Origin of the sequence: Rhodopseudomonas palustris (assembly GCF_003591005.1) — a bacterium.
GTDB lineage: Bacteria > Pseudomonadota > Alphaproteobacteria > Rhizobiales > Xanthobacteraceae > Rhodopseudomonas > Rhodopseudomonas palustris_K.
Window position 1 is genome coordinate 55,282 of sequence record NZ_QYYD01000001.1, and the last position, 21,996, is coordinate 77,277.

Sequence of the window (21,996 nt, forward strand, 5' to 3'; positions counted from 1 at the left end):
GCGAAGCGGGCCGCGCCGCGATGAGAAGTGGCTGGGCGGCATCGGCCGGAATCCGGACGCTTAAACCGGAGACTCGACCCGCCGGGGGTTCCGCGCGGTTGTAGACCGTTGTCGCGGGGCGTGCAATCAACAGTCCCGTCAAAACTCGCTAATCCTATGACAGATCAGCGGCTTTTGGTTTGGCGCCAGGCCGCATGGCGGTCAGCCGGGCGGCGCCGGGTTGGCAGAGATCACCACGAAGGCCTGGGCCAGCGGCCATTCATCGGTGATCGATAGATCGATCTGGGCAACCATGCCGGCCGGCGTCAGTGCATCAAGCCGGGCCTTTGCACCGCCGGTCAGCAGCATGGTCGGACGTCCACCGCGCTGATTGACAACGCCCATGTCACGCCACCAGACCCCGAGCCGAATGCCTGTTCCAAGCGCCTTGGAACAGGCCTCCTTGGCGGCGAAGCGTTTGGCGTAGGTCGCCGCTACCATATTAGCGTTGTTGGCGCGGCGGTCGGCTTTGGCGCGCTCGACGTCGGTGAAAATCCGATCGAGGAAGCGTTCGCCGTGCCGATCGAGGACCTTGGCGATCCGGGTGATGTCGATCAGGTCCGAACCGATGCCGATGATCATGCGGCGGCGACCTTGGCGCGGCCGCGGTCCATCGCGGCCCGCATCGCCCTCACCGTCTCGCCAAGGCCGACGAACAGCGCCTCGCCGATCATGTAGAAGCCGATGTTGAGTTCGACGATCTGCGGCAGCGCCGCGATGGTCTCGGCGGTGGCGTAATCGAGGCCGTGACCGGCATGGACTTCCAGCCCAGCCGAGCGCGCCAGCGCCGCGCCGGCGACGATCCGGCGCCATTCCTCGGCGGCCCTGGCCGGCTCGTCGTCGGCGATGGCGTCGCACCAGGCGCCCGTGTGCAACTCGATCGCCGGTGCCTTCAGCTGCGCGGCCATTTCGATCTGCGCCGGGTCGGCGGCGATGAACAGCGACACCCGGATGCCGGCGTCGTTGAACCGCGCGATCGATGGCGCCAGCGAGTCGCGCTGTCCAACGACATCGAGACCACCTTCGGTGGTCAGTTCCTCGCGCCGCTCAGGCACCAGGCACACCGCGTGCGGCTGCACGCCGAGCGCGATCCGCACCATGTCGGGCGTCGCCGCCATCTCGAAATTCAGCGGCTTGGAGATCTCCGCCTTCAGCCGCTCCATGTCGTTGTCGCGGATATGGCGGCGATCCTCCCGCAGATGGGCCGTGATGCCGTCGGCGCCGGCTTCGATCGCGGTCAAGGCCGCGCGCAGGGGATCAGGGTGGCGCCCGCCGCGGGCATTCCGCACCGTAGCGACGTGATCGATATTCACTCCGAGGCGCAGCGGAGAAATGTTCGGCATCGTTGAACCTGCAGTTGAATTCGTCATTGCGAGAAGCGGAGCGACGAAGCAATCCACGCCGCGCGTGCGGACCCTGGATTGCTTCGCGGAGCCTGTGCCCGGACGGCGCGAAGCGTCGATCCGGGTGCTCGCAATGACGCAGATACTAGCTGATTCACGCGCGCGTCATCCGTTGACGCGCTCGACGTGGGCCACGACCGCCTTCGCGCGAAGCTGGGCGATGATGGCGCTGAGATGTTTGAGGTCGTAGACCTCCAGATCGATGGTGAGCTCGGTGAAATCCGGCGAGCGCCGGCTCATGTTGATGTTGTCGATGTTGCCGTCGTGCTCGGCGATCACGCTGGCGATCTGCGCCAGGCTGCCTGGCTCGTTGACGTTCTGCACGAACAGCCGCGCCGGGAAGCGCTGCGGCGTCGACTCGTCGATATCCCATTTGACGTCGAGCCAGCGCTCCGGCTCTTCCTCGAACTCCTTCAGGGCCGGCGAGTGGATCGGATAGATGGTGATGCCCTCGCCCGGCGTGACAATGCCGACGATGCGATCGCCCGGCACGGCGCCGCCGTTCGGCGCGAACTTCACCGGCAGGCCGGAATGGATGCCGCCGATCGGCACGGCTGGTCCGACCTTGCCGGCCTCCGGCGCCGGCTTGGTGCCCGGCTTCTCCGGCTTCTTTCCCCCGAACCGCGCGGTGCGCTCTTCCTTGTAGTCCGGATACATCGCGCGGGCGACGTCGGACGCCTTCATCTCGCCGCGCCCGACCGAGGCCATCACGTCTTCGATCGAGGCGCGCGCCAGCCGCGGCAGCGCGCCTTTCAGCTTGTCGTCGGCGTATTCGATCTTGGCGCGCGCGAACAGACGCTCAACGATACGGCGGCCGAGGCCGGCATACTGATCGCGCATCGCAGCACGGGTCGCACGGCGGATCGCGGCGCGCGCCTTGCCGGTGCGTGCCAGCGATTCCCATGCGGCCGGCGGCGCCGATTGCACGCTCGACGTCAGCACTTCGACCTCGTCGCCGTTCTGCAGCTCCGACGACAGCGGCGCGAACTTGCCGTTGATCTTGCAGCCGACCGCGCTGTTGCCGACGTCGGTGTGCACCGCATAGGCGAAGTCGATGACGTTGGCGGCGCGCGGCAGCGCGATCAGCTTGCCCTTCGGCGTGAAGCAGAACACCTGATCATGGAACAGCTCGAGCTTGGTGTGCTCGAGGAATTCCTCGGGGTTTTGTGCCTCCGACAGCATCTCGATAGTGTGCCGCAGCCACGCGAAGGCATTCGACTCGCGGTTGAGCAGCTCGGTCGGCGAGCCTGCGCCGTCCTTATAGAAGGCGTGCGCGGCAATGCCGTATTCGGCAATCTGGTTCATGTCTTGGGTGCGGAACTGCAGCTCGACGCGCTGCTGGCCGGGGCCGATTACCGTCGTGTGCAGCGAGCGGTAGTCGTTCTGCTTCGGCGTCGAGATGTAGTCCTTGAACCGGCCCGGCACCATCGGCCAGGTGGTGTGCACCACGCCGAGCGCGCGATAGCAGGACGGCACGTCGTCGAGCACGACACGGAAGCCGTAAATGTCCGACAATTGCTCGAAGCCGACCGACTTGCGCTCCATCTTGGTCCAGATCGAGAACGGCCGCTTGCGCCGTCCGGTGACCTCGGCCTTGAGGCCATTCTTGGCGAGGTTGGCGGATAGCTGGGTTTCGATTTCGCCGATCAGATTGCGATTGCGTTCGGCCAGCGCGTCGAGCCGCTGCATCACCACCGCGAAGGCCTCGGGATCGAGCGTCCGGAACGATAGGTCCTCGAGCTCCTCGCGCATCTCCTGCATGCCCATGCGGCCTGCGAGCGGCGCGTAGATATCGAGCGTTTCCTCGGCGATACGCTGGCGCGACGCCGGCGGCACGAAATCCAGCGTGCGCATGTTGTGCAGCCGGTCGGCCAGCTTGATCAGCAGCACGCGGACGTCGTCGGCGATCGCCAGCAGCAGCTTGCGGAGGTTCTCCGCCTGCTTGGCTTCGCGGGATACCAGTTCAAGCCGCTTCAGCTTGGTCAGGCCTTCGACCAGCGCGCCGATCTCGTGACCGAACAGCTTGTCGATCTCGGTGCGGGTCGCCTCGGTGTCCTCGATCGTGTCGTGCAGCAGCGCTGCGACGATCGTCGCATCGTCGAGCTTGAGGTTGGTAAGGATCGCCGCGACCTCGAGCGGATGCGAGAAATACGGATCGCCTGACGCCCGGGTCTGCTCGCCATGCGCCTTCATGGCGTAGACATAGGCCCGGTTGAGCATGTCTTCGTCGGTATCCGGGTTGTACGACCGGACCCGCTCGACCAAGTCATATTGCCGCATCATCCGGGCGCGCGGCGCCCGTGGCCTCGCGGGAGCCGGCGGCGGGTCGGTCACAACTGGCGCCGCCGAGTCGGCCATCGCTTCCATCTGCCTCGAAATGCGGCGTCCTGACGCCATAGTTACAACCTCAACCGCGGCGCCCTGCGCCGCATGTCTCCTGTTGGGCTCAGATCGTACGGAAATCCGATGGAGCAACAGTAAAGCGTTTTGACCTCATGGGAAGATCAACGATCCGAAAACCTGCCATACTGGCAGAGGTTTGATCTGCGGCAAGGCGCGCTGTGCCGAAAAAGCGAACGGCCCGGAGCGATCCGGGCCGTGTGCAGATTTGAGCAGTTGGACGCGGCGTCGTGCCTCACTCGTCCTCTTCGGGCTGCTCTTCCGGTGGAGCCAGGCCCTCGAGCCCTTTGAGTAGCTCTTCCTCGGTCATGCGCTCAAGAGCGACCTCGGTATCGTCGGCATCGACGCTGGCGCCTGCAGAACCAATCAGCGGAACGGTGTCCTGCTCCGGCTCGTCCACCTCGACGAACTTCTGCAGCGAGTGCACCAGCTCTTCCTTGAGGTCTTCCGGCGAGATCGTCTGCTCGGCGATTTCTCGAAGCGAAACAACGGGATTCTTGTCGTTGTCACGGTCGATTGTGAGCTGCGAGCCGGACGAGATCATTCGCGCGCGGTGCGCTGCCAGCAGCACCAGGTCGAACCGGTTGTCGACCTTATCAATGCAATCTTCCACGGTGACGCGCGCCATCGCCAGTCGCTCCGTTCAAAAGGACCAAAATGCGAGTTGTGTCGCGTAGGTATAGGTCGATGAAGGGATGCGCAAGAACCAATTTGTCATTTGGCCGTGACCCCACCCTCTGATAATGCAACTTTTATCCGGCGATGGGCGCACCATTCACTGGGACGAACACGGGTCCGACAAGAAAAGGCTTCTTTTCAGAAAGAAAAGTATAGAATACCGGCTGAAGCTTCGTGCGGTTGAAGATTGTGCCGGCACTCGATGCCGACGGTTATTCGTGAAAATTTGCCTTTAACGCGCGGTTTTAGCTGCGCCACCAAGCCCTAACGACAGAACACGAGAGATCTGGATGTCCACTTCTGCGAGCAACAAAATCGCGCTGTTTATCGATGGCGCCAACCTTTATGCGACGGCAAAGACGCTCGGCTTCGATATTGATTACAAACGCTTGCTCAAGGAATTTCAGGGCCGCGGCACGCTGATCCGCGCGTTTTACTACACGGCCATCATCGAAGATCAGGAATACTCGTCGATTCGTCCGCTGATCGACTGGCTCGACTACAACGGCTACACCGTGGTTACCAAGGCGACGAAAGAATTCATCGACGCCAGTGGTCGCCGCAAAGTCAAAGGCAACATGGACATCGAGCTCGCGGTCGACGCCATGGAGCTGGCCGAACACATCGACCAGATGGTGCTGTTCTCCGGGGATGGCGACTTCCGCTCCCTGGTCGAAGCCGTGCAGCGCCGCGGCGTCCGCGTCACGGTGATCTCGACGATCTCCAGCCAGCCGCCGATGATCGCCGACGAACTGCGGCGCCAGGCTGACATCTTCACTGACCTGGTCGAGCTGCAGTCGAAGATCGGCCGCGACCCGGCCGATCGCCCGCCGCCGCGCGAACCGCGCCACCACACGCCGCAGTTCCTGCAGCGCTCGGCCGCCATCGCCCCTCGGGGCGGAGACGACGATTTCGAAGACTAACGCTGTGCCGGCGCGCGGCCCCAGGGCCGGCGTTCTTCGCCCGATCACCGAGCCCGATCGCGACTGCCCGATGTGCCCGAGGCTCGTGGAATTTCGCCACGAGCATCGGGCGCGCGAGCCCGGCTGGCATAACGCCCCGGTCCCCAGCTTCGGCGCGGCCGACGCCCGCTTGCTGATCGTCGGCCTCGCGCCTGGCCTGCAGGGCGCCAATCGCACCGGCCGACCGTTTACCGGCGACTACGCCGGCGACCTGCTCTACGCCACGCTGATCGAATATGGCTTCGCCCAGGGGCATTATCAGGCGCGTCCCGACGACGGGCTGCGGCTGGTCGGCAGCCGAATCGTCAACGCGGTGCGCTGTGTCCCGCCGCAGAACAAGCCGCTGCCGATCGAGATCAACACCTGCCGGCGGTTTCTTTCCAGTGCGATCGAGACGATGCCGAAGCTGCGCGCCGTCGTGCTGCTCGGACGCATCGCGCACGACTCGACTCTGAAGGCGGTCGGCCTGCGCGCCGGCCAGGCGCCGTTCGGCCACGGCGCGGTGCACGAGGCCGGCCGCTTCCGCCTGTACGACAGCTACCACTGCTCTCGCTACAACACGAATACCGGCGTGCTGACGCCGAAGATGTTTCGAGACGTGTTTGCGAAGGTGCGGGCGGATTTAGATGCTGGCAACTAACTCGTCATTGCGAGCGAAGCGAAGCAATCCAGCTCCGCGCACTGCGCAGGATTGCTTCGTCGCTGCGCTCCTCGCAATGACGCGGCTGCATTTGCGCGGGATCAACTAACGCGGATTGGCCTTCAGCCATGCCAACACATCTCCGGCGTTCCGGTCCGGCGGGAACACCGGATAGAACACGTGGCTGATGCGGCCGTCGTCGATGATCAGCGCGATACGCTTGAGCAGCGTCATGTCGGCGACCTGCATGGTCGGCAGGTTGAGTGCAGCCGCGAGTTCGAGCTTGGCGTCTGACAGCACCGGAAACGGCAGATGCAGCCGGGCGGCCATCTCGGCCTGATAATCGGTAGTCTGAGTCGAGAGGCCGAACACCTGGTCGGCGCCGGCCGCCTTGAGCTCGGCGAACAGGTCGCGGAACGAACAGGTCTGCGGGGTGCAACCGCGCGCGCCTGGGATCATGTCCCAGTCGTCGACGGGCGCGATCTTGCCGGGCTCGCCGGTGCGCGGATAGCCGAACACGACGGTGCGTCCGGTCAGGGCACCCAGCGTCGCCACGCCGCCATAGGTCGCCGGCAGCGCCACCGGTGGAATGGTCGTGCCAACGAGATGGGCCGCGCCGCCGTCATCGATCGGCGCCGGGATCGTACTCCAGTCCACCTCATTCAAGCTGTCCTGATTGGCCATCCATCCTCCCCATCCGTCGATGCCTGCACTCAGCCGCGGGCGCGGAGCAACCGGCCCTTCTCGCGGCTCCAGTCTCGCTTCTTCTCGGTCTCGCGCTTGTCGTGCAGCTGCTTGCCCTTGGCCAGCGCCAGCAGCAGCTTGGCGCGGCCCTTTTCGTTGAAATACAGCTTCAGCGGAATCAGCGTCATGCCCTGGCGCTCGACGGCACCCATCAGCTTGTTGATCTGCTTGCGGTGCAGCAGCAGTTTGCGCGGCCGCTTCGGTTCGTGGTTGAAGCGGTTTGCCTGCAGATATTCGGGGATGGTCGCGTTGATCAGCCAGATCTCGCCGCCGCGCGAATCCGCGTAGGACTCCGCGATGGTCGACTTGCCGCTGCGCACCGACTTCACCTCGGTGCCGGTCAGCGAGATGCCGGCCTCAATGGTGTCCTCGATCGCATAGTTGAACCGCGCCTTGCGGTTCTCGGCCACGACCTTGATCGGGCGCTCGTTCTTGTCGGCCATAGCGGCTGAAACCTCGTTGGCGGCCGTTCGGCCGGCCTAAACCTGTGGGCGCGAGCCCTTCAGGAGATCGCGGATTTCGGTCAGCAGTTCCTCCTGCCGGGTCGGAGTGGGCGGTGGCGGCTTGGTTTCTTCCGCCTGCTGCTTGAGCTTGTTGAGCGACCGAATCACCGCGAACAGCACCGCCGCAACGATCAGGAAATTCAGCGTCACGGTCAGGAAATTGCCCCAGGCGAGCACCGCCCCCTGTTTCTTCGCCTCGGCCAACGTGTTGGCGGTAACGGCCTTAGAGAGCGGCGTGAAGTAGTTCGAGAAGTCCAGCCCGCCGGTGATTGCGCCGATGATCGGCATGATCACGTCGCCAACCAGCGAGGTGACGATGGCACCGAACGCCGCACCGATGATGACGCCGACCGCGAGGTCGACGACGTTGCCCTTCATGGCGAAGTCGCGAAACTGCTTGAGCAACTTCGATCCCTTCTGTTCCAGACCTCGGACCGACTCTCCAGTGTCCATGCGCAACCCGTCAGTTCAGCAGGCCGGCGTGCATCATCGCAGAGCGGATGACCTGGCCGGTCGGCTCGGTGACTGGCATCAGCGGCAGCCGCACCTTTTGCTCGATCCGACCGAGCAATGTCAGACCATGCTTGGCCCCCGCCACGCCCGGCTCCTTGAACACTGCGTCGTGCAGCGGCACCAGCCGGTCCTGGATCTTCAGTGCCCCGGCATAATCGCCTGCGAACACCGCGCCCATCAAATCCGAACACAGCTTAGGCGCCACGTTCGACACCACGGAAATGCAGCCGTGGCCGCCGGCGGCCATATAGGCCAACGCCGTCATGTCCTCGCCGGACAGTTGCAGAAAGTCGGCGCCCATCGCGTGGCGCTGTTGCGATACCCGGCCGAGATTGGCGGTGGCGTCCTTGACGCCCGCGATATTCTTCAGCTCGTACAGCCGGGTCATGGTCTCGACCGACATGTCGACCACAGAGCGCGGCGGGATGTTGTAGATGATGATCGGAATGCCGATCGCGTCGTTCACCGCCTTGAAGTGGTGATACATGCCCTCCTGGGTGGGCTTGTTGTAATACGGCGTCACCACCAGCACGGCGTCGGCGCCGGCCTTTTCGGCGTGCTTGGCGAGTTCGACGGCTTCACGCGTCGAGTTCGAGCCGGCGCCGGCGATCACCGGTACCCGGCCCTTGGCTTCCTCGACGCACCATTCCACGACCTTGTGGTGCTCGTCATGGCTCAGCGTCGGGCTTTCGCCGGTCGTGCCGACCGGCACAAGGCCGTGGCTGCCCTCGTCGATTTGCCAGTTCACCAGGCTGCGAAACGCCTGCTCGTCGAGCGAGCCGTCTTTTTTGAACGGCGTGACCATGGCGGTAAACGATCCCCGAAAATTCGCCTTGGCTGCCATTGTCTTCTCCTGACGCCCCTCGTCCACAAACGAACTGTCTTCATAACGACTTCACGACAGGCGCGAAAGACCTGAAATCGCAAAGAAAACCGAACTCGCAGGTTGCCTGGATCGGGCTTGCACAGGGCGCGCAGCAACAGTCGGAAGCGCTTAACTTCCGATGTTCATGTCCTGTGGGAACTCTGCCGGGGTAGACCGGCAGAGCTCATTCAAAGTTTTGAAATCTGCCATTAAGCGGATGGAGTGACGGAATATTCTTCGTCGTTCACATGTTCCATCCAAGTTGCGAAGCTGCCGTCGAGTGCTTCCTGCATGGCGATATGAGTCATGCCGTTACTCGGAGATGCACCATGCCAATGCTTCTCGCCTGGCGGGATCCAAACCACATCGCCGGCGCGAATCTCCCGAACCGGCCCCCCTAACGTCTGCACCCGGCCGATGCCGGCGACGACGTACAACGTCTGCCCGAGGGGATGGGTGTGCCACGCGGTGCGGGCGCCGGGCTCGAACGAGACCCGTGTCGCTGCCAGCCGTGCCGGCGCAGGCGCTGACACGATCGGGTCCTGCCATACGGTCCCGGTGAAGTAGTCGGTCGAGGCGCGCTGGGTCGGGCGCGTGCCGGCTGCGAAGATGTCCATATATCGGCCTTCCCGGCTTATGCCTTGCCTGCCTTCTCTTTGAACGCGGCGTAGCGCGCCTTGGTTTCGGCATTCATTGGATAGAGGCCTGGCAGCACCGCGCCGTTGTTGACCTCCTCGACGATCCAGCCTTCCATCCGCTCCTGCTCCGGGCCTTCGGCCAGCACGTGGTCGAGCAGCGCCTGCGGGATCAGCACCGCGCCGTCCTGATCGGCGACGATGATATCCTTCGGAAACACCGCGACGCCGCCGCAGCCGATCGGCTCGCCCCAGCCGACGAAAGTGAGCCCCGCCACCGATGGCGGCGCCGCTGCGCCGTTGCACCACACCGGCAGGCCGGTGCCGAGCACGCCTTCGAGATCGCGGACCACGCCATCGGTGATCAGCGCGGTGATGCCGCGCTTGACCATGCGCGCGCACAGGATGTCGCCGAACACGCCAGCGTCGCTGACCCCCATCGAATCGATCACGGCGATCACGCCTTCCGGCATCGCCTCGATCGCCGCACGAGTCGAGATCGGCGAGCCCCAGGATTCCGGCGTGGCGAGGTCTTCACGCGCGGGCACGAAGCGTAACGTGAACGCCTCGCCGACAAGCCGCGGCTGCCCCGGACGCAGTGGCCGCGCGCCGCGCAGCCAGACGTTGCGCAGTCCCTTCTTGAGCAACACCGTGGTGATGGTCGCGGTCGAGACGCGCGCAAGAGTGACGATGGCTTCCGGGGTCAGTGACATGGGTACGCGGCTCCTCGAGAGAATTGGTGGCGCATCTTGCGGGCGCGCCCCTCGCCGTCAAGTCGCAACGCACGCTCGGCTGCCCCTCGCAAACGTCGGATCATCGGAGCTTATCGCTCGTACCTTCAATGAGTTATCGCCACACATTGCATCACGAAGTGATTTTCATGCACGCGCAAAACACGCTATGGCTGGTGCAGTGCTGATGAGATCAGGGGACACGGCGCTCACATGGCGCTTACCACTCCACGCATGTTGCCGAGCGGCGATGCCGCCATCACCGTCGATTTCGGTCGCGAGATCAGCGACGAATCCAATCGCCGCGTGCTCGCTCTCGATCGCCTGCTGAGTAGTGAAGCCTTAGCCGGCATCCGCGAGACGGTCCCGACCTATCGCTCGTTATTGGTGCATTACGATCCGGAGCAGATCAGCTTCGACGCTCTCGCCGACCAGCTGATGCGCCTGGCACAGACGCCGAGCTTGAGTGAAACCACGGTACAGCGCCGCTGGCGCATTCCAGTATGCTACGGTGGCGAGCACGGCATCGATCTGGAAGAAGCTGCAGCGAGCCTCAACACCAGCGCCGACGATCTGATCGCCCGCCACGCTGGCGGTGACTACCGGGTGGCGATGATCGGCTTCACGCCGGGCTGGTCGTATCTGTCAGGGTTGAATTCGTCTCTTGCGATTCCCCGCCGGCAGGCGCCGCGGCTGCTGACTCCTGCCGGCACGATCTCGATTGGCGGCGTGCAGACCGGCATCCAGTGCCTTCCGGGTCCAAGCGGCTGGCATCTGCTCGGCCGAACGCCGGTGCGGACTTATCAGCTGCACCGCGATCCGATCTTCCTGCTCGAGCCCGGCGACGCGATCAGCTTCACGCCGATCGACGCCAAGCTATTCACCGAACAGGATCGCGCCGCGGAAGCCGGCGAGATCGTCGCCGAACTGGTGAACGCATGAGCCGACTTGTCATCGACAACGTCGGCCCGGCGAGTTCGGTGCAGGATGGCGGCCGCCACGGTGCGCAGCGTTACGGTCTGACGCCGAGCGGCGCGATGGACCGGCCGTCGCTCGCCGTCGCCAATGTGTTGGTCGGCAACGCACCGTTCGCCGCCGCGATCGAATTCGGCCCGCTCGGCGCCAGCGTGACAGCCGGTGATGGTCCGCTACGACTCGCGCTCAGCGGCGCGGAGCGGCCCGCGGCAATCGACGGCAAACCGGTTCCGCTCAACGAATCGTTTCTGCTCGGCGCTGGCAAGACGCTGACGCTCGGCGTCGCGCGCAGTCAGGTCTTCAGTTATCTGGCGATCGCTGGCGGCATCAGCGGCGAGCCGATGTTCGGCAGCCTTGCGGTCAACGCCCGCGCCGGCCTCGGCAGCCCCTATCCGCGGCCGTTGCAAGCTGGCGACATCATCCCGGTCCAAGCTGCAAGCCCCAGCGACGAACGACGTCTCGATCTGCCCAAACGGGCTGACGATCCGATCCGTGTCCTTCTCGGCCCGCAAGACGATGAATTCGGCGACGCCGTCGCGACGTTTCTCGGCGGCGAATGGAAGATCTCCGCTACCAGCGACCGGATGGGCTACCGGCTCGAAGGTCCGCCGATCCGGCATCTGCACGGCCACAACATCGTCTCCGACGGCACCGTCGACGGCAGCATCCAGGTCCCAGGCAACGGCCAACCGATCGTGCTGATGGCCGACCGCGGCACCAGCGGCGGCTACCCGAAGATCGCCACGGTGATCACCGCGGATCTCGGCCGCCTGGCACAACGCCAACCGGGCCAGCCCTTCCGCTTCGCCGCGGTGAGCATGGGCAACGCGCAGGACGCGTATCGGGCCATGGCGCAGCAAATCCGCGCCCTGCCTGACCGCCTTCAGGAAGCACGACATACGACGCTCGATCTCGACGCACTGGCGACGGCAAACGTCGCCGGCGCCGCCGTGGACGCGCTCGATAGCTAGAACCACCCCGGGGGAGGAAAGACAGGATGAAGATCGATTTGAACTGCGACCTCGGCGAAGGCTTCGGCGCCTGGAGCATGGGCGACGATGCGTCGATGATGAGCATCGCCACCAGCGTCAACGTCGCCTGCGGCTTTCACGCAGGCGATCCCGACATCATGCACAAGACCGTCACGATGGCGAAGCAGCACGGCGTCTCGATCGGCGCGCATCCCGGCTTCCGCGATCTGCACGGTTTCGGCCGCCGCCCGGTGCCCGGCATCACCGCCGCCGAGATCGAGAACCTCGTCGCCTATCAAATCGGTGCATTGCAGGCGGTCGCATCGCTGGCCGGCCACAAGGTCACGCATGTGAAGGCGCACGGTGCGCTTTCGAACGTCGCGTGTGAGGACGACATGACGGCTCGCGCGATCGCCGCCGCGATCAAAGCGGTCGATCCGTCACTGATCTTCGTCGTGCTGGCAAATTCCAAACTCGTCGATGCAGGCGAAGCCGCTGGCCTGTCGCTCGCACATGAGGTGTTCGCCGATCGCGCCTATGAAGACGACGGCAATCTGGTGTCGCGCCGCAAACCGGGCGCTGTGCTGCATGATCCCGCCGAAATTGCTCAACGGGTGCTGCGGATGGCGCAGGACAGCGCCGTCGTGTCGGTCACCGGCAAGGTCATCAAAATGCGCACCGAAACGGTCTGCGTCCACGGCGACACAAGCGGCGCCGTCGACATCGCCCGCCGCGTTCGCGGCCTGCTGGAGCAGAACGGCATCACCGTCGCGCCGTTCGCGCGGGCTTAGGCGTTGGCCTCAAGATCGGTCTGATCGCTCACGGCAGCCGCAGATGCGGCGCGCCGATAACGATCGCGGCAATCAGGCCGAATGCGGCACTGACCATCAGGATCTCGGCATTCGCGAGGAAGGCCGGCCAGGTCCGCGCACGCGGAGTCGCCTCGGTCTGTATGGTTGAAACCTGCCGTCGCATCGTTCGCACTCCCGTGTTCCGGAGGAACAGAAAAGCCTGAACGCCTCCTCCCGCAAGGCGGCCGGCGAAATAACAAGGAAGCTGTCGCTGAGGTCCTCGCGCTGAGACGATTTCTCTCTTCGGAACCGCCGCCGGAGACGGCTGTTCTCGCCTCCTTTCGCTCAGGCCGGGCTTGTCACAGCGGCCGTTCGGGTTTAGCTCGGGGCCTTCAATCAGGCAGTTTTGAACCGATGCAGCAGGCCGCCGCGCCGAAAATCAGTTTTGTCTCGCTGGGATGTCCCAAAGCGCTGGTGGATTCCGAGCGGATCATCACTCGGCTGCGCGCCGAGGGCTACGAGCTCGCGCGCCAGCACGACGGCGCCGATCTCGTGATCGTGAACACCTGCGGTTTCCTCGACAGCGCCAAGCAGGAGTCGCTCGCAGCGATCGGCGAAGCGATGGCGACCAACGGCAAGGTGATCGTGACCGGCTGCATGGGCGCGGAACCGGAGCAGATCGAGAGCGCCTATCCGGGCGTGCTGTCGATCACCGGGCCGCAGCAATACGAGAGCGTGCTCGACGCGGTGCACCGCGCCAAACCCGCGTTGCACAATCCGCACCTTGACCTGGTGCCGGAACAAGGCATCCGGCTGACGCCGCGGCACTACGCGTATCTGAAGATCTCCGAAGGCTGCAACAATCGCTGCAGCTTCTGCATTATTCCGAAACTGCGCGGTGACCTCTCCTCGCGTCCGGCCGCCGACGTGCTGCGCGAAGCCGAGAAGCTGGTCGCTGCGGGCGTCAAGGAACTGCTGGTGATCTCGCAAGACACCTCGGCCTACGGTGTCGACCTGAAGTACGCCGAAAGCGCGTGGAAGGAACGCGCAGTTCGCGCCAAGTTCATCGACCTCGCCCGCGAACTCGGCGAGTTCGGCGCCTGGGTGCGGCTGCACTACGTCTATCCCTACCCGCATGTCGACGAAGTGATCGGGCTGATGACCGAGGGCAAAGTACTGCCCTATCTCGACATCCCGTTCCAACACGCCAGCCCCGACGTTTTGAAGCTGATGAAGCGCCCAGCCGCACAGGACAAGACGCTCGACCGCATCAAGCGCTGGCGCGCCGAGTGCCCGGAACTGGCACTACGCTCGACCTTCATCGTCGGCTTCCCGGGCGAAACCGAGCGCGATTTCGAATTCCTGCTCGACTGGCTCGATGAGGCCGAGATCGACCGCCTCGGCGCCTTCAAATACGAGCCGGTAGCGGGCGCACCGTCGAACGCCATTCCCAATCAGGTCAGCGATGAGATCAAGCAGGAGCGCTGGAACCGGCTGATGGCCCGGCAGCAGGCAATCTCGGCCCGGCGGCTGAAGCGCAAGGTCGGCACGCGCCAGCAGGTGATCATCGACGAGATCGGCTCGACCGTCGCCAAGGGCCGCTCCAAGGCCGACGCGCCCGAGATCGACGGGAGCGTGTATCTCACCAGCCGCCGCCCGCTCCGCGTCGGCGAAATCGTAACCGCCAAGATCGACCGCGCCGACGCGTATGACCTGCACGGGACGGTGACGGGGTTCTGAGGGCTCGCTCAACGCACGCGGAGTTCAGAGCAGCTGCAGGCCAATCACGCTCACTCACGTCATCGCTCGGCTTGACCGGGCGACCCAGTATTCCAGAGCGCTCGCTTGGACTAATCAGCGCCCTGGCATACTAGATCACCCGCATGCGCGGGGGATGACGGTAGTTTGTGGGATGGGCGCTGTGCGCAACACGCCGGCGCTACGGCTTCAAGATCGACGCCCCGGTCGTGGCGCGCGCTTCCAGATCGATGTGCGCTTTCGCAGCGTCTTTCAGCGCATAGGCGTGGTTGATCGGGATGTGCAGCTTGCCCTCGATCACGGCGGAGAACAGCGTGTCGGCGCCTTCGATCAGTTCCTTGCGGGTGCCGACGTAGTCGTTCAGCTTCGGCCGGGTCGCGAACAGCGATCCGTGATTATTCAGTTCGGCGAGCGAGAACGGCGGCACCGGTCCTGACGCGTTGCCGAACGACACGAACAGGCCGCGCGGCTTGATGCACTTCAGCGAGCCCGGGAAAGTGGTCTTGCCGACGCCGTCATAAACCACGTCGCATAGTTCGTTGCGGCTGATCTGCTTGACCCGCGCGACGAAGTCCTCTTCGTTGTAAAGGATGACGTGATCGCAGCCATTGGCGAGCGCCAGATCGGCCTTTGCCTTGGAGCCGACGGTGCCGATCACATGCGCGCCAAGCGCTCGCGCCCACTGACAGGCCAGCAGGCCGATGCCGCCGGCCGCTGCATGGATCAGCACACGATGGCCGGGCTCGACCTTGAAGGTTTTGTGCAGCAGGTACCACACCGTCAGCCCCTTGAGCATCAACACGGCGCCCTGCTCGTAAGTGATGTGATCGGGCAGCTTGACCAGCTTGGCGGCTTCAATGTTGCGTTCGGACGCATAGCCGCCGAGGTTGGAATAATAGGCGACGCGGTCGCCGGGATGAAAATTGGTGACGTGCGGACCGACTGCGACCACCTCGCCCGCCGCCTCGTTGCCGACGACGAACGGCATCGTCGGCGCCTTGTACAGGCCCGTGCGGAAGTAGACGTCGATGTAGTTGAGGCCGACGGCGTGCTGGCGGATGCGGACTTGGCCGTCGCCCGGCGGCGGCAGGTCTACGGCTTCGTAGACCAGGGCTTCCGGGCCGCCGACCTGATGCACCCGCACCGCTTTCGTCATTCTCGTCCCCTTGGGAATAAATCTGCACGGCAACCGAATGCCATCCCCACGACGTTGTCAACCGACCGCCGTGGGAAGAGTTCGTGGCGACAGTCGGCGGTCAGAGCGCTTTGCTGCGGTTGCGTTTGGCCAGCACGTTGAACAGCTCCACCGCCGCCGAGAACAGGATCGCGAAGTAGATGTAGCCGCGCGGAATATGAAACTGGAAGCCGTCAGCCACCAGCGCCACGCCGATCAGCACCAGGAACGCCAGCGCAAGCATCTTGGTCGTCGGATGCTCGGCGACGAAGCGCGACACCGGACCCGACGACAGATACATCACCGCCATCGCGATCAGCACCGCTGCGACCATGATCTCGATGTGCTCGGCCATGCCGATCGCAGTCAGGATCGAGTCGACCGAGAACACCAGGTCGATGATCACGATCTGCACGATCACCCAGAAGAACGCTTTCTGAACGCTTGAGGTCTTGTGCTCGGCCTCCCTGGCCTCGACCTCGGCGTGAATCTCGTGCGTCGCCTTGGCGATCAGGAACAGGCCGCCGACAATCAGAATGATGTCACGCCACGAGAACGCCTGCTCGGCGATCGTGAACACGGGCGCCGTCAGGCCGGTCAGCCAAACCAGCAGGCTCAGCAGGATCAACCTGAAGATCAGGGCCAGCGCCAGGCCGATCTGCCGCGCCCTCGTCGCCTGCGGCTCGGGGATGCGTGACACCAGCACGGAGAGGAAGATGATATTGTCGATACCGAGCACGATTTCGAGCGCGGTCAGCGTCAGCAGAGCAGCCCAGGCTTCCGGGCTGTAGAGCAGGTCGATCATCTTCGGACTCGTTGAAAGAGGCGGATAGCGGCGTCAGCCGCGACTATATAGAGCGCTATCGCACAAAGTGTGATGGTGATGGGGGCCGGCACGGCGAAGTGTCGCACGGGGGCGTAGGCCGCCAGCACGCTCCAGAGCGCCATCAGCGTCAGGTTGAATCCGCGCAGGCGCGCCACCCGAACCGGATGCAGTACATGGACAGGGATAAACGTCAGCACGATCAGGGCGGCGATAACGAGACTCCCGACGACAGCGGGCGGGGTCAGCAAGAACAGATAGAAGGCCGCCGCGTTCCATAACGCCGGGAAGCCCCGGAAGTGATTGTCGGCCGTCTTCATCCGCCGGTCGGCGAAATACAATGCCGAGCTGACCACGATGCCGACACCGAGCACCGGCGCGGCGATCGGCAACAGCAGTCCGCTGGCGGCGATCGCATAGGCCGGCACGAATACGTAGGTCAGAAAGTCGACCACCAGGTCGAGCACGTCCCCGGACCAGTCGGGCTGCAGCCGGCTGACCTCGAGGCGCCGGGCGAGCGGACCGTCGACGGCGTCGACCAGCAGCGCCAGGCCGAGCCAGCCGAACATCGCCGCCCAGTGCGCGCGGACAGCCTCCAGCATCGCCAGCAACGCGAGGCCGGCGCCGGCGGCGGTCAGCAGATGCACCGAAAATGCCGCCCATCGGCGGGTGCGCGAGGCCTGCGGCGGTGGCGTCTGGTCCAATGGTGTCATCGGATCATCGGCATAGCAGGTTCGTTGCGGCTCTGCCTATCCGTCCGGCCGAGCGGCGACGCCAAACCGCAGCAGCGTTAATGTTCCGGTACGGACTTGAAATCGGGCCGCCGACTGACGATTGTCTGCGCCATGACCCAGAGCCTGATCGAACCCAACCGTTATGATGTCATCGTCGTCGGCGGCGGCCCCGCGGGGCTGGCTGCCGCGCTGGCGGTCGCTGGCACCGGCGCCCAAACCGCGCTCGTCGCCCGCAAGGTGCCCTATGCGGACAACCGTACGACCGCCCTGCTCGGCGATTCGATTGACCTGCTCGAGAAGCTCGGCGTCTGGGGGCGGTGCGCCAGCAAAGCCGCGGCGCTGCGCACGATGCGGCTGGTCGACGACACCAACCGGTTGATCCGCGCCCCGGAGGTCCGGTTCACCTCCTCCGAAATCGGCATGGATGCGTTCGGCTACAACATTGAGAATCGCAACCTGATGGTCGCGCTGGAGGCGGCCGCCGAAGAGATCGGCAGCCTTGATCGCTTCGACGATGAGGCCGAATCGGTGGCTCCGCGGGAAGACGTCGCGGTGGTGCGTACTCGACAGGGCCAGACGCTCGCCGGCCGGCTGGTGATCGGCGCCGACGGCCGGCACTCGCCGTGCCGCGAGGCCGCCGGCATCACCGTTAGAAGCCGGCCGCTGAACCAGTCCGCCCTCACCTTCAACATCGCCACGTCTCGTCCGCACAACGAGGTGTCGACCGAATTCCACACTCCCGAAGGCCCGTGCGTATTCGTGCCGCTGCCCGGCCGCCGCATGAGCATCGTTTGGGTCGCATCGCCGAAGGAAGCGCAGCGCATGATGGCGCTCAGCGATGAGGAACTCTCGGCAGCCGCGGAGAAACAGTCCCACTCGATTTTCGGCAAGGTCAGCGTCGAGCAAGGGCGCAACCTGTTCCCCCTCGCCATCGAGAAGCCGAGCGCCTATGGCCGCAATCGCATTGTCTTGGCCGGCGAAGCCGCGCATGTCGTGCCGCCGATCGGGGCGCAGGGGCTCAATATGGGGCTGCGCGATGCCGGGGACATTGCCGATATCGTCGAGGACGCGCTGGCGCGGGATCAGGATCCCGGCAGCGATGCGGTCATTGCGCGATTCGGCCGCGCGCGGGGCGCCGACGTCGCCAGCCGCACCTTCGCGATCGACATGGCCAACCGCACCCTGCTGAGCGACCTTTTGCCGGCCCAGGCGGTCCGCGCGGTCGGTATGCAGCTGATCAGTTCGGTCGGGCCGCTGCGGCGGATCGCGATGCGCGAAGGGCTGTCGCCGTTCTGGCGATCGATCTGAGCCTCACAGCAGCGGCATGTGGCCGGTCTTGATCAGCCACATGACCGTCGTCAGCGTCACCACCGAGACGAAGGTGCCGATCAGCACCGCGACCGACGCCGGCTCGACCCAGGTATCGTATTGACGCGCGATCACGAACACGTTCAGCGCCGGCGGTAGCGACGCCATCAGAACGGCGGTGCCGGCCCATTCGGGCGAGAACGGCCCGAACGCCAGCATCAGCCCAAGTGCGATCACCGGGTGCAGCAGCAGCTTCACCCCGATGAGCGACGGGATCTCCCACGGCACGCGCCCAAAAGGGCGTAGCGCAACCGTGACCCCCAGCGTGAACAGCGCTACCGGCGCCGCGGCGTTCTGCAGAAACTGCAGCGTGTTGTCGACCGCGGCCGGCAGATGCAAATGCAGCGCCGCGGCGGCGGCACCGAGATAGGCGGCAACGATCAGCGGATGCAGCACGATTTCGCGGACGACGTGCAGGATGGTCGGCAGCAGCGGGCGCCGCTGCCCCGCGGTCAGCGCCATCGCCACCGGCACGACCGAGAACAGGAAGATGCTGTCGAAGCAGAAGATCAGCGCCACCGGCACGGCAGCCTTGGGGCCGAGCACCGCCAGCGCCAGCCCCGGTCCCATATAGCCGATGTTGCCGTAGCCGCCGGCAAGGCTCGCCATCGTGGCTTCACGGATCGACAGACCGCCGATGACGCGGCCGAGTAGGCCCGACAGAAAGAACGCGATAGCCGTGCCGAGGGTGGTCGCGAGCACGAATGGCAGGTTGTTGAGTTCCTCGAACGGCGTCTTCGACATGATGCGGAAGAACAGCGCCGGCAGCGACACGTACAGCAGGAAGAAGTTCATCCAGGCGAGGCCGTTCTCCGGCAGCCGCTTCAGTCGGCCACAGGCGAAGCCGACGAAGATCAGCCCGAAATACGGAAGCGCCAGATTGAGGATATCGATCATGCGGAACTGCAACGAGGCGGGATGCCGAGAGACGGAGGGGCCCGCCTTCGGCACTTATAGGCAACGTTCTGCCTCGCTGCGACGCGATTCTTCCGCTCTCCCCGCATGCAGATGCTTCGGCCGCCTGGCGTTCCGCCGAGCCTCGCGAGCGCGTGCCAGAATCACGCCGCGTTCAAACGGAAGAGACGTCCTTTGACTCGCGGGCAAAATCGATCGACCGTGTCGGTCGTGGTATTCGCCGTGTGAGGCGATAAACCGTGGCCGGCGGCAAATTCAGGATGGCCGTGTCGACGCGGACCGCCTTGAGGCCGAGTCGGTCGAGGATCGGGCGGCTCACCGGACATCCCACCCCGTAGGTGAACTGATAGAAGGCGCCGCCGGACCGAAGGACGGCGAACGCCCCCTCGAGGATCGCCATCACCTTGCGGGGCGACATGCTCAGCAAAGGAAGGCCGCTGACGACGGCGCCGATCTCGCCAGGCTGGAATACACCGGATGCCCCGATACTCGCCGCATCCATCCAGATCACGCGAATGCCAGGGAAGCGAAGCTGCAGCATCGGAATGAACTCCGAGCCATATTCGATGAGTGTCAGATCCTCCTGCCGGACGCCGCGCCTCAGCAGCATGTCGGTGAACGCCCCGGTGCCCGGCCCAAGTTCGACGACGGCGCCGGTGGTCTCGCCAATGTCGCGTGTGATGATTTTTGCGAGCGCGTCGCTGGACGGTGCCACCGCTCCGACACGACGCGGTGCGGCGAGCCACGCCAGGAAAAACGAGACCGGGTCGAACGACGAAACGTTTCGCCAGCGCGGGCGCGCCTCGCGTCGCTCGCGCGGCTTGCACCAGCTTTGATAGGACCAATGGCACCGTGACGTATCAACGCTCGACATTGGTCACCTCGCCGCTTCGAGGCAGACAGGACGACGAGCCGTCGAGCACGATTGCGGCGGGGCGTTCGCGGCGGGCAACTTCATGACGATCATTCGGCTTCCTTGATTCAAATCTGCACTCCGTGTAAAATAATAATTACACCCAGTGTAGTTTTTCAAGTGACCGACGGATCGATGCCGAAGACGTGATGGCGGGCGACGATAACAAGGACATCGGACTGCGCGAGCGCAAGCGTCGCGAGACGCTGGCGCGGATCACGGAAACCGGAGTTAGTCTGTTCCTGTCGAAGGGCTACGACAGCACGACGTTGGAAATGGTCGCGGAGGCGGCCGGAATCTCTCGCCGCACCTTCTTTTATTACTTCAAGTCCAAGGAAGAGATCATCCTTGCCTGGCAGAGCAATTTCACCTCTCTGATCCGCGAAGCCATCCTGGCGCAGCCGTCCGATATCCCGCCCCTCGCGGTCGTCGAGAATGCGCTCCGGCATCTTGTCATCGGCTTCGACCCGAAACAGAGCATTGCGCTGGACAGCGTCCTCCGCAAGAACGAGACGCTTCGCGCGGCGCGCAATGCAAAATACATCGCGCAAGAGCAAGCCGTGTTCGAAGCTCTGTGCGAGAAATGGCCCCAGCCCAAGCGACGAAACTCGCTGCGCTTTGTCGCCATGCTGTCGATCGGCGCATTCCGCCTGGCGATCGATGCCTGGAGCGAAGACAACGGCAGGCGGCCGCCCCTGCACCATTTGCGCGAGGCGTTTGCGAGCTTGCGCCACGCGTTGTGACTCCGCGGCGCGACATGGAACACCCGCCCGGATCCGCACAGCGACGGGGGTGCAGCGTGCGTGTGCCGCGACCGGTGCGCCAATCCGGCAGGCACGCCATGCAACTCTCGGGAGCGAGCAGGCCCTCGGCCCGCCCCGCCCGCACCAGGGCCGTATGCGGCGAGACCGGGAATCGGCTTGAAATCAAGACTTTGCGACCCGGCCCGAGGTTCACGCCAGCCGGCCCGAGGGGGTGATGGCGGACCGCCCCGGTCCCGAGGCACTAGCATCGGCCGCAATCCTGGTTTATGCGACTCCGATGATCAAAACGCGAACCGCCAAATTCCAGATCGGGCAGATCGTCCGCCACCGGATCTTTTCGTTCCGGGGTGTGGTGTTCGACATCGATCCGGAATTCAACAACACCGAAGAATGGTGGCTGTCGATCCCCGAAGAGGTCCGGCCGCACAAGGACCAGCCGTTTTATCACCTGCTCGCGGAGAACGCGGAGTCGGAATACGTCGCCTATGTGTCCGAGCAAAATCTGCTGCCCGATGATTCCGGCGAGCCGATTCGGCATTCGCAGGTCGCCGAGATTTTCGTGAAGGACAAGGCCGGCGGCTATCGGCCGCGCAATTCGTCTCTGAACTAATTCGCGCGAGTTTTCGTTTCGCTTTGAAAAAGCGACCGCACGACGGTCTGCCAACGCGGTCCAGCAACGAAAAGGGCGCCCCTGCGG

25 protein-coding genes are annotated in these 21,996 nt (G+C 64.5%); 9 read left to right on the forward strand and 16 right to left on the reverse strand.

Going from position 1 to position 21,996, the window contains the following annotated elements:
- Positions 1-201 precede the first annotated feature (201 nt).
- The 4 genes from acpS to rpoZ form a co-directional block, all read right to left on the reverse strand.
- Positions 202-621, reverse strand: a complete 420-nt coding sequence (gene acpS, locus D4Q52_RS00315) for a holo-ACP synthase (protein WP_119854554.1) — start codon at positions 619-621, stop codon at positions 202-204.
- Positions 618-1,382 (reverse strand): pyridoxine 5'-phosphate synthase, encoded by a 765-nt coding sequence (locus D4Q52_RS00320; protein WP_119854555.1) that lies wholly within the window; start codon positions 1,380-1,382, stop codon positions 618-620. Before D4Q52_RS00320 ends, acpS begins: the two co-directional genes overlap by 4 nt.
- A gap of 165 nt (positions 1,383-1,547) precedes the next feature.
- Positions 1,548-3,839: a RelA/SpoT family protein gene (locus D4Q52_RS00325; protein WP_119854556.1), complete on the reverse strand. Its 2,292-nt coding sequence runs from the start codon at positions 3,837-3,839 to the stop codon at positions 1,548-1,550.
- 238 nt (positions 3,840-4,077) lie between these two features.
- Positions 4,078-4,470 (reverse strand): DNA-directed RNA polymerase subunit omega, encoded by a 393-nt coding sequence (gene rpoZ / locus D4Q52_RS00330; protein WP_054162816.1) that lies wholly within the window; start codon positions 4,468-4,470, stop codon positions 4,078-4,080.
- Between the two features lie 340 nt (positions 4,471-4,810).
- On the opposite strand from rpoZ, the gene D4Q52_RS00335 reads away from it, so the two are divergent.
- On the forward strand, positions 4,811-5,443 hold the full coding sequence (locus tag D4Q52_RS00335; protein ID WP_119854557.1) for an NYN domain-containing protein: 633 nt from the start codon (positions 4,811-4,813) through the stop codon (positions 5,441-5,443).
- A gap of 70 nt (positions 5,444-5,513) precedes the next feature.
- Complete coding sequence (locus D4Q52_RS00340) at positions 5,514-6,122, forward strand: uracil-DNA glycosylase (RefSeq protein WP_119854558.1); 609 nt, start codon at positions 5,514-5,516, stop codon at positions 6,120-6,122.
- 105 nt (positions 6,123-6,227) lie between these two features.
- Here D4Q52_RS00340 and D4Q52_RS00345 read toward each other — a convergent pair whose 3' ends face one another.
- The 6 genes from D4Q52_RS00345 to D4Q52_RS00370 form a co-directional block, all read right to left on the reverse strand.
- Complete coding sequence (locus tag D4Q52_RS00345; RefSeq protein ID WP_119854559.1) at positions 6,228-6,806, reverse strand: peroxiredoxin; 579 nt, start codon at positions 6,804-6,806, stop codon at positions 6,228-6,230.
- Between the two features lie 29 nt (positions 6,807-6,835).
- Complete coding sequence (gene smpB, locus D4Q52_RS00350; protein WP_054162974.1) at positions 6,836-7,309, reverse strand: SsrA-binding protein SmpB; 474 nt, start codon at positions 7,307-7,309, stop codon at positions 6,836-6,838.
- A gap of 36 nt (positions 7,310-7,345) precedes the next feature.
- The gene (gene mscL / locus D4Q52_RS00355; protein WP_119854560.1) at positions 7,346-7,822 is read right to left on the reverse strand and encodes a large conductance mechanosensitive channel protein MscL; all 477 of its coding nucleotides are present in this window, start codon (positions 7,820-7,822) and stop codon (positions 7,346-7,348) included.
- 10 nt (positions 7,823-7,832) lie between these two features.
- Positions 7,833-8,726 (reverse strand): 4-hydroxy-tetrahydrodipicolinate synthase, encoded by an 894-nt coding sequence (gene dapA, locus D4Q52_RS00360; protein ID WP_119854561.1) that lies wholly within the window; start codon positions 8,724-8,726, stop codon positions 7,833-7,835.
- Between the two features lie 230 nt (positions 8,727-8,956).
- A complete protein-coding gene (locus D4Q52_RS00365) occupies positions 8,957-9,364 on the reverse strand; it encodes a (R)-mandelonitrile lyase (RefSeq protein ID WP_119854562.1) in 408 nt (135 codons plus the stop codon).
- Between the two features lie 17 nt (positions 9,365-9,381).
- Positions 9,382-10,095: a ribonuclease activity regulator RraA gene (locus D4Q52_RS00370; RefSeq protein ID WP_119854563.1), complete on the reverse strand. Its 714-nt coding sequence runs from the start codon at positions 10,093-10,095 to the stop codon at positions 9,382-9,384.
- 231 nt (positions 10,096-10,326) lie between these two features.
- Between D4Q52_RS00370 and pxpB the strand changes: the two genes are divergently transcribed.
- The 3 genes from pxpB to D4Q52_RS00385 are packed head-to-tail and all read left to right on the forward strand — an operon-like array spanning position 10,327 to position 12,850.
- Positions 10,327-11,055, forward strand: a complete 729-nt coding sequence (gene pxpB, locus D4Q52_RS00375; protein WP_119854564.1) for a 5-oxoprolinase subunit PxpB — start codon at positions 10,327-10,329, stop codon at positions 11,053-11,055.
- Positions 11,052-12,059, forward strand: coding sequence for a biotin-dependent carboxyltransferase family protein (locus D4Q52_RS00380; protein ID WP_119854565.1), 1,008 nt, complete (start codon positions 11,052-11,054; stop codon positions 12,057-12,059). The genes pxpB and D4Q52_RS00380 overlap by 4 nt, the downstream gene beginning before the upstream one ends.
- Before the next feature lie 26 nt (positions 12,060-12,085).
- Positions 12,086-12,850 (forward strand): LamB/YcsF family protein, encoded by a 765-nt coding sequence (locus tag D4Q52_RS00385; protein WP_119854566.1) that lies wholly within the window; start codon positions 12,086-12,088, stop codon positions 12,848-12,850.
- 28 nt (positions 12,851-12,878) lie between these two features.
- Here D4Q52_RS00385 and D4Q52_RS26365 read toward each other — a convergent pair whose 3' ends face one another.
- Entirely contained in the window at positions 12,879-13,034 is a 156-nt protein-coding gene (locus D4Q52_RS26365; RefSeq protein WP_182915171.1) for a hypothetical protein, read from the reverse strand.
- Between the two features lie 230 nt (positions 13,035-13,264).
- On the opposite strand from D4Q52_RS26365, the gene rimO reads away from it, so the two are divergent.
- Positions 13,265-14,590 carry a 30S ribosomal protein S12 methylthiotransferase RimO gene (gene rimO, locus D4Q52_RS00390; RefSeq protein ID WP_119854567.1) on the forward strand — a complete coding sequence of 442 codons (1,326 nt, stop codon included), beginning with the start codon at positions 13,265-13,267 and terminating at the stop codon, positions 14,588-14,590.
- Between the two features lie 199 nt (positions 14,591-14,789).
- Here rimO and D4Q52_RS00395 read toward each other — a convergent pair whose 3' ends face one another.
- From D4Q52_RS00395 to pcsA, 3 genes are all read right to left on the reverse strand, one after another.
- Entirely contained in the window at positions 14,790-15,764 is a 975-nt protein-coding gene (locus D4Q52_RS00395) for a quinone oxidoreductase family protein (RefSeq protein WP_119854568.1), read from the reverse strand.
- A gap of 100 nt (positions 15,765-15,864) precedes the next feature.
- Complete coding sequence (locus D4Q52_RS00400) at positions 15,865-16,587, reverse strand: TerC family protein (protein ID WP_119854569.1); 723 nt, start codon at positions 16,585-16,587, stop codon at positions 15,865-15,867.
- Complete coding sequence (pcsA, locus tag D4Q52_RS00405; RefSeq protein ID WP_119854570.1) at positions 16,584-17,318, reverse strand: phosphatidylcholine synthase; 735 nt, start codon at positions 17,316-17,318, stop codon at positions 16,584-16,586. Before pcsA ends, D4Q52_RS00400 begins: the two co-directional genes overlap by 4 nt.
- Positions 17,319-17,450: 132 nt before the next feature.
- Between pcsA and D4Q52_RS00410 the strand changes: the two genes are divergently transcribed.
- Positions 17,451-18,647 (forward strand): UbiH/UbiF family hydroxylase, encoded by a 1,197-nt coding sequence (locus D4Q52_RS00410; RefSeq protein WP_119854571.1) that lies wholly within the window; start codon positions 17,451-17,453, stop codon positions 18,645-18,647.
- 3 nt (positions 18,648-18,650) lie between these two features.
- Here the strand turns inward: D4Q52_RS00410 and D4Q52_RS00415 are convergent, their stop codons facing one another.
- Positions 18,651-19,604 carry an AEC family transporter gene (locus tag D4Q52_RS00415; RefSeq protein WP_119854572.1) on the reverse strand — a complete coding sequence of 318 codons (954 nt, stop codon included), beginning with the start codon at positions 19,602-19,604 and terminating at the stop codon, positions 18,651-18,653.
- Between the two features lie 172 nt (positions 19,605-19,776).
- On the reverse strand, positions 19,777-20,496 hold the full coding sequence (locus tag D4Q52_RS00420; RefSeq protein WP_182915172.1) for a class I SAM-dependent methyltransferase: 720 nt from the start codon (positions 20,494-20,496) through the stop codon (positions 19,777-19,779).
- Between the two features lie 188 nt (positions 20,497-20,684).
- On the opposite strand from D4Q52_RS00420, the gene D4Q52_RS00425 reads away from it, so the two are divergent.
- The gene (locus D4Q52_RS00425; protein ID WP_119854573.1) at positions 20,685-21,278 is read left to right on the forward strand and encodes a TetR/AcrR family transcriptional regulator; all 594 of its coding nucleotides are present in this window, start codon (positions 20,685-20,687) and stop codon (positions 21,276-21,278) included.
- Positions 21,279-21,576: 298 nt separating this feature from the next.
- Complete coding sequence (gene hspQ, locus D4Q52_RS00430; protein ID WP_054162989.1) at positions 21,577-21,909, forward strand: heat shock protein HspQ; 333 nt, start codon at positions 21,577-21,579, stop codon at positions 21,907-21,909.
- Positions 21,910-21,996: the final 87 nt, after the last annotated feature.